Genomic DNA, 13,821 nt, shown 5'->3' on the forward strand with positions numbered 1-13,821 from the left:
TGACTTTTTAAAGCATCTTTATGCTCGTTCTTACGATGATAAAAGCGATTACATATCAGGATTCAATAAGAAGACTTCATCTGCCGCGCGTTTGATGTCATCAATCGTTAGCTGAGGTTTGCCACTCAATGCCTGACGCCATTTACGTGCACCCATAAGTCCTTGAAATAACCCTAGATAATGACGTGTCATCGTAGGTAGCGGTTCACCTTTGGCGAGTTGATCTTCGAGATAGGGATAAAGCTGCGATAGAATTTCTGAGCGTTTAGGTGCTGGCTCGTCGCTCCATAAACTATTGGCTTCTGCTAATAAGTAAGGATTGTGATAAAACGCTCGTCCAATCATGACCCCATCGATATGTTGCAAGTGCGTTTCAATATCAGCGATGGTGTCAATCCCACCATTAATCTCAATATCGAGTGCTGGAAAGTCTTGTTTGAGGCGATACACATCTTCATAGCGGAGTGGTGGTATCTCGCGATTCTGCTTAGGACTAAGCCCTTGTAGCCACGCAGTACGTGCATGAACGATGAATCGCGTACAGCCAGCTTCGGCGATGGCCTGCACAAAATCTACCATGAACTCATAACTGTCAAAGTCGTCAATACCGATGCGATGCTTAACCGTTACTGGAATATCGACTGCTGCTTGCATATGTTTGACCAAGTCTGCAACCGTATGAGGCTCTGCCATTAGGCAAGCGCCTATCTTATTATGCTGTACGCGATCTGATGGGCAACCAACGTTGATATTGACTTCATCATAGCCATGCTGCTGTGCAAATTCAGCGCATTGAGTCATCTCGCTATTGTCAGCGCCACCCAGCTGCAACACTAACGGATGCTCTTGCGTATCAAAGCGTAGATGCCGTGCGCGATTGCCATGTATTAGGGCACCCGTACTGATCATCTCTGTATATAAATACACATGCGGGTTAAAGAGCCGTGCAAAGTACCGATAATCTGTGGTTGTCCAGTCGATCATTGGTGCGACAGAGAGTCTTTTATTGGTCATATCAACCATGATTGTTAAGCCTTAATATTCTAATCTTTGAGGGTGTGGGGTTTAGTACAAAAATGTTTATACCAAATAATGGTATAAACATTTTAATGAATATCCCGATCTAGATAATCTGGTCGATTTTTTTGGCTTCGGGCAAATTATAGAAGTAAATGCCCATTATTATTCCAATAAAACCGATGAACGCAATGTAGAGTGCTGGTGAGAAAGCCACGTAAAGAGTGGCATAGCCAAGCCCGAAAGGCACTAACACCCCGACAATGCCGTAGGCTATATTATAACAAAAAGCCATTCCTGTGAGTCTGACATTGGTTGGAAATAACTGCAAAATAATGGCCGGTATCATACCAATGATGCCAGCACAAAATCCTAACAGCGCATACATAATGAGGATGTAGTCACCGCTCGACTGTAGATGATAAAAGAATGCCAGCATCTGGACGATTAATAGAATAGAACCAATGGTCAAAATTTTACCAAAATTTTGATGGTTAGAAATTATTCCATAAAAAATACAGCCAAAAATCATGAATATAATACCTAGACTGTGTGAAAATCCGAACAGGTCGCTATCTAACGTAAAGTGCATCTCAATCAAATCAGGCAATAAGAGTACGACCACAGTCGTTACGCTAGAAACAATAAGCGTGAGAATCATACCAATAAATAGTGAATGTTTGCAGTGCTTGAAGAGTAGGCGGAATGGTTTGGCAACATAGTCGTTTGGTTGCGAGTTTTTCATTTCAAGGAAAAACGGCGACTCATCGATCCATCGCCATGCCAATAATGGCATAAGGCTCAAGGCAGCCGCGATGAAAAATGGTAAACGCCAACCGTAATCAGCCAATTGCGCCGTCGTCATGGAACTGGTCAGCCAAAGAAAAAAGGCATTAGAGAATAATACCCCTACATAGAAACTGGCGCTGACATAACTACAGACGACGGACGAGTACAGCCGTGGCACATGCTCTGCTACAAAAATCCAAGCGAGTGGTACATAAATACCAAATGCCATACCTTGTATAAATCGTAAAGTGATAAAGAGTATGGGTGCAATCAATCCCCACTGTGCGTAAGTAGGTAAGCTCGCCATTGCCAATAGGCTGAGTGCAGTGACTAATATACTGATTAGTAGTATGGGTTTGCGACCTTTTATATCACCATAACGACCAAAAACAATGCCACCAATCGGGCGTGCGAAATAGCCAATCGTAAACAGTCCAAGCCCTTGTATCTTTGTAATAGTCGGGTCGATGTTAGCAGGAAAAAAAGCGGCCGCCACAATATCTGAGATATATAAATAAATCAAAAAATCAAAAAACGCCACTGCACTACTAAAGCAGATAAACATTACTGTATTTCTGTCTCTAGAAGACATCAGTGCATATTGGGAACGGGAAGGCATAATAGATCACGCATATATAAAGGCATTCGTTAAGCCGGTTATTATCTAGATAACCGGCCATAATAAAAAACGACAAATCAGTATAAATAGATAATGATTTGTCGAAAAAATAAAGGTTTGGGAGCTAATATATGAAACAGATGTCTAAGTTACAAGGGTTCTGAGAGTAAGCGAAAATCAATCACTCAGTCATTTTAATTTACCTCTAAATAGTTATTTCGAGGATCATCAAGTATGAGCGCTACAATAGCCAGTCAATAGGTAACCATGACATGATAGTAAGCCAAACATGGTCACTGACATCGACACGCGGCTCTGAATCGTAAACCACTTTTTTACCATTTTCCATGGTTTGCCATTGCAGGTTGCCATTGTCTAATAACTTTACTTCATAAGCTTTGCTTAATAAATCGTCACCAAGTGCACCATGCAACTGTCTCGCTAGCTCATCATCATTGATAATCACACCCATTTCGGTATTGATATTGGCAGATCGAGGGTCAACATTATATGAGCCAATGAATACTTGGTGGTCATCAACCGCAAAAGTCTTTGCATGTAGGCTGGTTGAAGACTGACTGCGCGCTTTCCACAGCTTATTTTCACGTTGTTCTTCAGAAGCAGTCGATTTTAGCTCATAGATTTTGACACCGGCACTGAGCAGGCTAGGACGCCATTGGCTATAGCCAGAATGCACAGCTGTTACGTCGGTTGCATCAAACGAATTGGTTAAGATTTTGATATCAACACCAGCTTCGGACAGTCTTACTAGAGTATTGACGCCGTCTTTAGTAGGCACAAAGTAAGAGGAGATAATCGTTAGCTGCTTGGTTGGTGTACCTAATAATGTCCGTAGTTGATGCACCAAATTGGTGTCAGCAGGGACAGCTTTTGTCAGTTTGCCAACATCATCACTCAAAAACTGCATATCTGTCCAACGAAAGGGCACACGCTTATTGATCAAATCGCTGTCTATCGTTGAGTCTTCGATTGCTGTTTTATAAATCGTTAAATCGCTTTCTGACTTTTTGTCATCTAAACCAAGTTTGTCTAACGCTGATAAAAAATCAGACGGTGCGCTATCATCAGCGGTGACTAGAGTTTCGATATCAAATGATAGTGGCGATGACCAATAACTGGTAAAGCTGTTATCAATGTCTGCGACTACTCTACCAATCAGTAAAACATCCAAATCTGCAAATTGGCTGTTTTTATCATTACTTAGGTATTCATCGCCAATATTACGTCCACCAATAATAGTAATCTGCTTATCAAAGGTCATGCTCTTGTTATGCATACGGCGGTTGATACGTGGCAAACCCGTGACGTAATTCAATGTTTGAAATTTACGGTGCATAAGGGGGTTGATGATACGTACCGCAATATTAGGGTGGCTGGCAAAACGCAGTAAGTGCTGATCGAATGTCGCGTTATTATTAAAATCATCTAATAATAAACGCACAAGCACGCCACGCTCAGCAGCTTTCCATAAATCTCTTAACAGTAATTGGCCTGCTTGATCATTGTGCCAAATATAATACTGTGCATCGATGTTTCGTGTGGCCATATCCGTCAATATGCTGCGAGACGCAAATGCATTGGCACCAGTCACGATAGGGTGGTAGCCTGACAATTCTGGATGAATATCATTTTGCTCACTAACGGCTGCCACTAGATCGATGTTGCTGGTTATAGATGTTTCATTGTCTTGGCTGCTTTTAGGTTGATATAGAGCATCGACCCGCGCTGATAGTGCTTGGCTTTCAGGCAGATGTGGTTGCTTCGGTAAGCTTTGGCACCCAACAAGTCCTAAGGTAAGTCCAAGCGTTAGACTCAACGATAGATTACTTGGATCTATACTGAACATCGACATAAATGAGTTACCTTAGTAAGCCTTAATATAATAAAAATTCCGTTAAAAGTAAGCATGATATCCCTGTGTTTGCTGACAGAAAATAGTGCCAATTATGGGACAAATAATAAAGTTGCCCAAGGTGGAACTTAGATCGCCGCTAAGCTTATCAGCTGTCGGCATCTATGCCTATTATAAATACGTTATTTTTGTTAGATTTAGCAGCCCATTTATTGGTTGTTTAACTACTCTTTAATCTTCAAACCTATCTTGATATAGAGGTATATCGGTATTCAAAAATAACATTTGATAATCATCTGAAACCAGCTGTTTGGAATAAGTTGGCATGATATGATAACGCTGGTGTATTAGGGCGTGTATTCATTTCAAAAATGGTGATAAAAATGAGATGAATTGCCGTCAAACAAGAAAAATAGCGCAGATGATATCGGGATATTAACCGGCTATTTGACTATGTTTGGCAAGATTTAGCCATTTTTAGCCCATTGAGATGACTATCGAGTGAATTGAAAGCACGCCCTAGGTCAATAATTAAAAAATAAGCGGTCCCTTTTACTACAGTCAAACCTATAATTATCAAGTCTATAACTATCAAAGTAACGGAAGATTTATGAGTCAGTCGCAAACACATGATGAAAGCAGTGTAAACAAGTTGGATCCAAACTGGCGCAACGATGCCTTAGATTTAGGGCTGGATTATGGCATGCAAACCATCGCGGTACGAGCAGGGCAACATCGTACGGACGAAGGTGAACATTCAGAGCCTATTTTCACCACCAGCTCTTATGTTTACACGTCTGCCGCTGATGCCGCTGCGCATTTTGATGGCACCAAAACAGGCAATGTTTACTCACGTCATACCAACCCAAGCGTGCGTACCTTTGAGCGTCGTCTAGCAGCGCTTGAAAATGGTGAGCGTGCCGTTGCGACGGCTTCAGGGATGGGTGCGATTTTGACCATGTGCTTGGCCTATTTGAAAGCAGGCGACCACCTACTGGCGGCCAATCAATTATTCGGTTCCTCTATTGGTCTATTCAACAACTATATGGCCAAGTTTGGTGTTGAAGTCAGCTATGTTGATTGCTTTGACAATGAAGCATGGGCAAATGCCGTTCAGCCAAATACCAAGGTTATTTATTGCGAAAGCCCAAGCAATCCGTTGGCGCAGATTTGCGATATCGGTTATCTCAGTCAATTATGTAAAGCCAATGATATTTTATTAGTGGTTGATAATTGCTTTGCCACGCCAGCATTACAGCGCCCGTTAGATTTGGGTGCCGATGTGGTAATTCACTCTGCAACTAAATATTTGGATGGTCAAGGTCGAGTACTTGGCGGCGCGCTAGTCGGTAGCGACAAGCTGATGCAAGAAGCATTTACCGTGGTACGCTCAGGCGGTATTAGTATGAGCCCATTTAACGCTTGGGTATTTACCAAAGGCCTCGAAACGCTTAAATTGCGTATGCAAGCACATTGTCAAAATGCCAATCAAGTGGCTGATTTCTTAGTCAATCATCCTAATGTCAGTACCGTGCATTTCTCAGGGTTGAGCGATCATCCGGCTCATGAGCTTGCCACGCGCCAACATCATATGAAAGGTGGCTATGGTGCTATCATGGGTTTTGAAGTAAAACCAACTGCTGACCTTGACTCAAAAGCTGCCGCTTGGCATGTCATTGACTCAACACGGATGGTGTCTATCACCAATAACTTGGGCGATGCGAAAACAACCATTACCCATCCGGCGACCACCACACATTTCCGTCTGACTGCTGAGGCTCGTGCAGAAGCAGGCGTCAAAGATGGCCTTATCCGTCTGTCTGTAGGTTTAGAAGACGTAGAAGATATCATCAAAGATTTGGCGCGTGGTTTAGACAGTTTGTAAAGATAACGGTATAATCGCTATTAGCACTTTATATTAGGGCGTGTCCTCAATTCAATCTATAGTCATCTAAATGGGTTAAAAATGGCTAAATATTGCCAAACAGCGTCAAATATCTGACTAATATCTCGATATTATCTGCGCTATTTTCCTTGTTTGACTGCGATTTATCTCATTTTTATCACCATTTTTAAAATGAGGACACGCCCTAGTAAAATATCAATCATTTATTATTAAAAAACAAAAGAGGCAACTATGAATATTCAAGCATTGATGCAACAAGCACAAACGATGCAAAAGAAAGTCGAAGCAAACGTTGAAAACGCTAAGAAAGATCTTGCCAACAAAGAAGTGCATGCAGAAGCGGGCAGTGGTCTAGTAAAAGTAACCATGACTGGTCGCCATGTCGTTAAGCGTTTAACCATCGACCCAAGCTTGCTCGAAGACGAGCCAGACATGATCGAAGACTTAATTGCTGCTGCTATCAATGATGCCGTTCGTCAAGCAGATGACTTGTATGAAGAAACTATGGCTGGCGCAACATCAGGTATGGGTCTACCACCAGGTATGCAAGGCATGTTCTAATATCCATTCCAAACATAACATAACTTGTTAGGCTTACTGAGCCCACTAGGGTGGTACTAGTCTTTCTCGTTATTTAGAATTTTTGGCATGGATAGGCGGCTTGTTTTATAGTTAATTGGCGATATGTCAGCTGACTATAATGTCTAGTAAATGGGGTTGTTATCGACATGATACGACCCCATTTTTATAGCTACGGTTTATAGATAAAGGAAGTGGTTTTGCTGACAGCCAAATTTGATCAGCTGGTAAAACAGCTACGTATTTTGCCAGGCGTCGGGCAAAAAAGTGCCCAACGTATGGCGTTACATCTGCTCACCAAAAAACGCCCACAAGGCATGGCGCTTGCTCAAGCACTTGATGATGCGATGCGTGATATTGTTGAATGCCAGCGTTGTCATAGCTTCAGCGATGAGGCTATCTGTCCGTTGTGTCAAGATCCTAGACGTGATGATGGATTGTTATGTGTGGTCGAAACAGCAGCAGATGTGATGGCGATAGAGCAGACAGCAGGCTATCGTGGACGTTACTTTGTCTTAGGAGGGCACTTATCACCTATCGACGGCATCAGCGCTGATGATTTAAATATCGATCAGCTGGTCTGGCGTGTCAAACAAGAGCCTGTTGAAGAGCTGATACTGGCAACGGGTACGACTGTCGAAGGTCAGACTACTGCGCACTTTATCAGTGAAGCCGTCAGCCGTCATGTCAATAAAGTCACGCGATTGGCGCAAGGCGTACCGATGGGCGGTGAGCTTGAGTATCTAGACAGTATGACGCTTGGTCAAGCCATGCAAAACCGCTCTTTTTTATAGACTTGTTATAGTGCTTTTACCACCGTCAAGTCTTGCCCATTTGATTTTATGGTACTGTTATAATTGATGGTACTGTTATAATTGTTTTATTATTTCATTTTATTAAAACGTGGTTTAGCGTTTTATTTTCTCTTATTTATGCAGGTATCTGCCCGTGTCCAACCATGTTTCGAACGCTTCTACCCATTCAAACACTCAAGATGACGCTTGTGTTGCTAATGATGATGTATCCCGTCAATCACTTAACACCGATGTCGATTCAGCAGTGTTACCGCCACAACCAGATATCGATGCGTTACTTGATATCGCTGATGACGCTGCTGTCACGTGGGTACGAGAGCAAGGCGGTTTGGCTCAAGTCATCGATGCATTAGCTACTTGTGGTCGCGTCGCATTAGATACTGAGTTTATCAAGCGTGATACGTACTATCCACGATTGGCTTTGGTTCAACTGAATACAGGTGACCATATTTATTTGTTAGATGCGCCGCAATTGCAATTGGCTGAACTGTGGCAGGCGCTGAGTGAGGTGGATGTAGCGATTTGGCATGCATGCGGTGAAGATTTGGGGATTTTTTATCTGTTGTCTGGTTGTCCGCCATTGACCAATATATTTGACACGCAAATCGCGTTGTCTTATCTAACAGGTCAACTGCAGATGGGTTATCAGCAAGCGCTTGATGATCAGTTGGATATGAATATTGATAAAGAACAAAGCCAGTCAGATTGGCTGCAACGTCCGCTATCGGATGAGCAAGAGCAATATGCAATTGATGACGTGCGGTTTTTGCCAGCGTTGTATTTGAACCTTGAATACGAGCTAAAAAAACAAGGTCTGTACGATTATGTATGGGCAGATTGCCAGCTTTATGCCAGTGATTTGTATAATACGCAGCACGTTGAAGATGATGCGATGTATTTAACGATGGCAGATTACCGCTATAACTCGCAGCAGATGGCGATACTCAAAGGAATTGCTACGTGGCGAGAAGAGCTGGCACGTGCGACCAATCAGCCACGTACGTTTGTGATAAAAAAGCAAGCAGTTCGCGAAATTATCACCGAAAAGCCTAACAGTATGCGAGAGCTTGCGCATAAAACAACGATGCATCGCAGTATGTTGAGACTGTATGGTGAAGAGTTGCTGAAGGTCATCAAAGACGCAAAGAGTTTGCCACCTGCTGAGCATCCCGATTGTCTATTACCGCCGTATCGTTCAAAAAATAAAGTCCTATCAAAGGCGGTGCAACAAGCGATAGATAATGAAGCGCAGAAAATTGGTGTGCCTGCTAATGTGCTGATGCGTAAAAAATGGCTTGCTCAACTGTATGAAGTTGTGGCTTTCAACAAAGGCGTCAGCGAGTTGCCGCAAGGGTTAAAGGGTTGGCGCAATAATTGGATAGTGCATACTTTGATTCCAGTCATTGAGAAGCACAAAACTGAATTACAGCAAGGCATGGGTGTTCATGCTTAATAAGCGTGAATGTTTGTTGGAGTTTGAGCGTTGTTAATTGTTAATCATCAAAATTTTATAACGATTAGCGTTTAAACTGCCCATTTTGTAAAAAATATATTGCTTGTTTCGCAACGGATTTGTCGACTAGCATACCTGTATGTGAGACAGGCATCACGATATGATCGGCTGCTGCTTCAATCTTAGTCTCTGAGATATAGACCGTGCCATCATGCATCAGATGTTCTGCTGACGGTAAATTATCTGTCTTACGTAATTTTCGATTATGATAGGCTAGGATAGGTTGCCCCAAGCCTTGCGCTTTATTGCCAGCTATGACGCCAAGTTCAATACCTTTTGGCAAAGGCGCAACCGTGCCATCCAAAGCTTGCTCGTATGATTTACCGATAATCGAAGGAGCGAGTCGCCAAATATAATCGCCACTAATGCTGCCATTATGTGGCGTGCCTAGAGTCACACAGCGTCCAACTTTCCACTGAGGGTAGTGCGCTATAAAATCACGAATAATTAGCCCGCCTAAGCTATGACCAATGAGGTCAATTGGCTTGGCAGGATTGTGATTGCTCTCAAGCCAAGCGTTTAAACGTTGACTATTAGTCTTGATTCCATCACGCATACTGCGATAGCCGTATTGATGAGTATCAAAACCTGCCGTTTGTAAACGTTTGGCTAATGGTCGCATAATCCATGCAGTTTGATGTAGGCCATGAATAAGAATGACGCGATTTTTCTGTTGCATGTCTGCTCCAACATCGTAAAAGTCATTTTATTATATCGATAAATACTACCATTATTTATGCTACTTAGAATTTATTGAATGTTTAACAGATCTTACTACGACACACAAAATAAAACCTCCAAGCCAGCTACTGACTTGGAGGTTTGTTTTTTATAAAAATCTACTTACGGTTTATCAAAGACTACGATTACAAATAGTTTTCGATACTTGGGCAAGAACACATGAGGTTCTTATCGCCATAAGCGTCATCAACACGTGCTACGCTTGGCCAGAACTTATGGGCGCGGATATAAGGAAGCGGGAATGCAGCTGTGTCACGGCTGTATGGGTGCGTCCATTCGCCGCTAGTCACCATAGCAGCAGTATGCGGTGCGTTGACCAATGGGTTGTCTTCTAGCGTCCAACCATTTTCGCCAGCTTTGGCTCGTAACGCTTCAGCTTTGATAGATTTGAGCGCGCTGATAAAGCGGTCTAGCTCTTCTTTTGACTCAGACTCTGTCGGCTCAATCATCAAAGTGCCAGCAACTGGGAAGCTCATCGTTGGTGAGTGGAAACCATAATCCATCAAGCGCTTAGCGATATCGCTTTCACTGATGCCAGTATCTTCTTTTAACGGACGAATATCGATGATACATTCGTGAGCGACACGGCCGTTTTTACCTGTGTATAGCACAGGGTAGTGATCTTTTAGTTCAGCGGCCACATAGTTAGCATTTAATAGGGCCATCTCAGTCGCTTTTAGCAAGCCATCACGGCCCATCATGGCGATGTACATCCATGAGATTGGTAAGATACTCGCTGAACCATAAGGCGCTGCTGATACTGCTGAGCAGTCTTTTTGCGCGTTATGTACAGGGCTTAGCGTATGGTTGGCCATAAATGGTGCTAAATGCGCCTTCATACCGATAGGACCCATACCTGGACCACCGCCGCCATGTGGGATACAGAAGGTTTTATGCAAGTTCATGTGTAGCACATCTGCGCCGACATCTGCAGGCTGCATCATGCCTACCTGAGCATTCATGTTGGCGCCATCCATATAGACCTGACCACCATGCTTATGAATCAAATCACAGATATGACGAATGCCTTCCTCGAACACACCATGCGTTGATGGGTAAGTGATCATCAAAGCACCTAGACGCGCGCTATGCTCTTCACATTTAGCAGTCAAGTCGTCGATATCCACGTTACCATTGTCATCGGTTTTGACCACAACTACTTTCATGCCCATCATCATAGCAGTCGCTGGGTTGGTACCATGCGCTGACATTGGAATCAAGCAGACATCACGGTCAGTCTCACCCAATGACTCGTGATAGCGACGGATTGCAAGCAGACCCGCATACTCACCAGATGCGCCAGAGTTTGGCTGCATAGACACATCATCGAAACCAGTAATGGCTTTGAGTTGGTCTTGTAAGCTATCAATCATGCCGATATAGCCAGTGACTTGATCACGTGGTGCAAAAGGATGCACATTGGCGAATTCAGGCCAAGTGATTGGTAGCATTTCACTGGTCGCATTCAATTTCATGGTACAGCTACCAAGTGAAATCATGCTACGGTTCATCGCCAAATCTTTGTCTTCAAGCGACTTCAAATAACGCAGCATTTCATGTTCGGTGTGATGCGAGTTGAATACTGGATGTGTCAAGATATCATCGGTACGTAAGTGTGCACTATCAAGAGATACACTGGCTGCTTCAGGTAAGTCGTGTGTTTTGCTGACAAACAGCTGAGTTAAAACATTAAAGTCTGTTTGATCACTGATTTCACTGAATGAAACGGCTAGTTTGCTGTCGGCCAGACGCCATAAGTTATAACCGACATTGTCCGCGTTTTCAAAAATCTGAGTCGCCAGACTTTCTGAACCACAATCAACCACAACGGTATCGAAGAACTGATCATGTACCACGTTTAAGTTGCTGTCGTTAGCACCTTTAATTACATCTGCAAAGGCAGTAGCAAATGCATGGATACGAGTGGCAATGCGTTTAACACCAGTTGGACCATGATACACAGCATACATACCTGCCAAGTTGGCAAGCAATACTTGTGACGTACAGATGTTTGAGTTGGCTTTTTCGCGGCGGATATGCTGCTCACGAGTCTGTAAAGCCATACGTAGCGCAGTATTGCCTTGCGAATCTTTTGATACACCAATGATACGGCCAGGTGCTGAGCGCTTGGCTTTGTCAGAGAAAGCAAAGTAAGCCGCGTGTGGGCCACCGAAGCCCATTGGGATACCAAAGCGCTGTGTGCTACCCAAAGCCACGTCTGCACCCATATCAGCTGGTGATTTTAGTAGTACCAAGCTCATGATGTCACTAACGACACTGACGTACGTTTTGTTTTCTTTAACAGCTGCGATGACGTCTGTTAGGTCTTTTACGTCACCTTCAACACCGACGTATTGGAATAATGCACCAAAATAATCGCCAGCTTTAGCAGTTTCAAAATCCCCAACGATCACTTCCCAGCCAAAGTATTTGGCGCGAGTATTGATGACATCTAAAGTTTGTGGATAGACGCGATCATCAACAAAAAACTGCATCGATTTGCTTTTGCTCACGCGCTTTGACATCGCCATGGCTTCAGCTGCTGCAGTTGCTTCGTCAAGTAATGAGGCACCAGCCAGTTCAAGACCTGTTAGATCGATACAAACTTGTTGAAAGTTAAGCAAGGCTTCTAGACGACCTTGAGCAATTTCAGCTTGATAAGGGGTGTAAGCAGTGTACCAACCTGGATTTTCGAGAACGTTACGCTGAATGACAGCAGGCATACGCACAGGCGAGTAACCTTGACCGATATAGCTTTTCTTAACGGTGATGTCATCTGCCATCGTACGTAGTTTCGCTAATGCGGCATGCTCGCTCATCGCAACTGGCAAGTCTAATTCTTTGTGCAAACGTACTGGCTCAGGCACGGTATCATTGATAAAGCTGGCCATATCTTGATAACCAACAGCGCTTAGCAAGTCAGCTTGTTTGGTGTCATTTGAACCTAAATGACGGTAGACAAATTCAGCTTCGTTGAATAGTCCTTGAAAAGTATCAAACGTCGGGTTTTGAGAGATAGTCATGATAGTCCTTGATTAAGGGAGTAATAAAGTAGTAAAGAGATTAACTAAAAATAACGGCGTGGTGCATTAGACGTAGTGCACAAACTGATTTTGATCAAAGCGGTACTGGGTGTCGTAGACACCATTGTCAGCGCGCTCGCCAGCACCAATCATCATAATGATATGTTGATCATTGTTTAAACCTAATAGTTGTTTCATAGCAGGCTCATCAAAGCCGCCCATTGCACAGCTGTCAAAGCCATGTGCGCGTAGTGCTAGCATTAGGTTTTCCGCAGCGAGCGAGGTGTTGTTGGTTGCCCAATTTTTGGTGTCTTCAAAGGTATAGTAAGGCGATTTAATTGGACCTTTTAAGCGTCTGACCACTTGAGTCGCGCCCCATTTAGCCGCTGATACCACATTAACTGGACCCCGTAAAAAGTCCAGTGCGACGACTTTGGTGTAGTAGTCTTTGACCTTTTTTGGTACAGGCTTGTCAGGGTATTCACGTAGGATTTGCTGAGCATGACTTTGCCAGATATCAGTACGAGCAACGACCGCGATCAGGCGTGCTGATGTTTTTGCCGCGTTTTGATTCATGCAGTTCTTTACTGCACGTTTGCGATTACCAATATCATCGATGACATAGAATTCCCACGGCTGTAGATTGCTAGAATTCGGCGCCAACATGGCCAAACGCAAACAGTCTGCTAATACATCATCAGGTATGGGCGTGTCCGTAAAACGACGAACAGAACGGCGTGATTCAACCACGTCGCGAAACGCTTGTAGCTGCGGTGTATGAGTAGGCGTTGCAATGTTGTCTTTAAGGTCAGTGTTGGTGCTCATATTAGGATCCATGCTGGGGATTGAATGATCAACTTAAGTCATTATTGAGTGCACTTCTGCAATATCATCTGACAAGTGATTGATACGAATAAATCAAATAGCGGTTGGAAGTAATAAACGG

Annotated in this window: 10 protein-coding genes; 4 read left to right on the forward strand and 6 right to left on the reverse strand. The window is 43.4% G+C overall.

Annotated features, from left to right (window positions below; genetic code table 11):
* Positions 1 to 48: 48 nt before the first annotated feature.
* From dusA to JMW61_RS08785, 3 genes are all read right to left on the reverse strand, one after another.
* Positions 49 to 1,023: a tRNA dihydrouridine(20/20a) synthase DusA gene (dusA, locus tag JMW61_RS08775; RefSeq protein ID WP_201550501.1), complete on the reverse strand. Its 975-nt coding sequence runs from the start codon at positions 1,021 to 1,023 to the stop codon at positions 49 to 51.
* Between the two features lie 100 nt (positions 1,024 to 1,123).
* Entirely contained in the window at positions 1,124 to 2,425 is a 1,302-nt protein-coding gene (locus JMW61_RS08780) for an MFS transporter (RefSeq protein ID WP_201550506.1), read from the reverse strand.
* 241 nt (positions 2,426 to 2,666) lie between these two features.
* Positions 2,667 to 4,298 (reverse strand): phospholipase D family protein, encoded by a 1,632-nt coding sequence (locus JMW61_RS08785; RefSeq protein ID WP_201550509.1) that lies wholly within the window; start codon positions 4,296 to 4,298, stop codon positions 2,667 to 2,669.
* A 610-nt stretch (positions 4,299 to 4,908) separates the two neighbouring features.
* On the opposite strand from JMW61_RS08785, the gene JMW61_RS08790 reads away from it, so the two are divergent.
* The 4 genes from JMW61_RS08790 to JMW61_RS08805 all read left to right on the forward strand — a co-directional run bounded on the left by JMW61_RS08790 (position 4,909) and on the right by JMW61_RS08805 (position 9,051).
* Positions 4,909 to 6,183, forward strand: a complete 1,275-nt coding sequence (locus JMW61_RS08790) for an O-succinylhomoserine sulfhydrylase (RefSeq protein WP_201550512.1) — start codon at positions 4,909 to 4,911, stop codon at positions 6,181 to 6,183.
* A 252-nt stretch (positions 6,184 to 6,435) separates the two neighbouring features.
* Complete coding sequence (locus JMW61_RS08795) at positions 6,436 to 6,765, forward strand: YbaB/EbfC family nucleoid-associated protein (RefSeq protein ID WP_110922703.1); 330 nt, start codon at positions 6,436 to 6,438, stop codon at positions 6,763 to 6,765.
* Between the two features lie 218 nt (positions 6,766 to 6,983).
* A complete protein-coding gene (recR, locus tag JMW61_RS08800) occupies positions 6,984 to 7,577 on the forward strand; it encodes a recombination mediator RecR (protein WP_110922704.1) in 594 nt (197 codons plus the stop codon).
* Positions 7,578 to 7,731: 154 nt separating this feature from the next.
* Positions 7,732 to 9,051 carry a ribonuclease D gene (locus JMW61_RS08805; protein ID WP_201550523.1) on the forward strand — a complete coding sequence of 440 codons (1,320 nt, stop codon included), beginning with the start codon at positions 7,732 to 7,734 and terminating at the stop codon, positions 9,049 to 9,051.
* Positions 9,052 to 9,115: 64 nt separating this feature from the next.
* On the opposite strand, the gene JMW61_RS08810 is transcribed toward JMW61_RS08805, so the two are convergent.
* The 3 genes from JMW61_RS08810 to JMW61_RS08820 form a co-directional block, all read right to left on the reverse strand.
* Positions 9,116 to 9,790: a lipase family alpha/beta hydrolase gene (locus tag JMW61_RS08810; protein WP_201550525.1), complete on the reverse strand. Its 675-nt coding sequence runs from the start codon at positions 9,788 to 9,790 to the stop codon at positions 9,116 to 9,118.
* Positions 9,791 to 9,977: 187 nt separating this feature from the next.
* Positions 9,978 to 12,875, reverse strand: a complete 2,898-nt coding sequence (gene gcvP / locus JMW61_RS08815) for an aminomethyl-transferring glycine dehydrogenase (RefSeq protein WP_201550528.1) — start codon at positions 12,873 to 12,875, stop codon at positions 9,978 to 9,980.
* A gap of 66 nt (positions 12,876 to 12,941) precedes the next feature.
* Positions 12,942 to 13,700 (reverse strand): nitroreductase family protein, encoded by a 759-nt coding sequence (locus tag JMW61_RS08820; protein WP_201550531.1) that lies wholly within the window; start codon positions 13,698 to 13,700, stop codon positions 12,942 to 12,944.
* Positions 13,701 to 13,821 lie beyond the last annotated feature (121 nt).

The sequence above is a fragment of the Psychrobacter fjordensis genome (assembly GCF_904845995.1).
GTDB classification, from domain to species: Bacteria; Pseudomonadota; Gammaproteobacteria; order Pseudomonadales; family Moraxellaceae; genus Psychrobacter; species Psychrobacter fjordensis.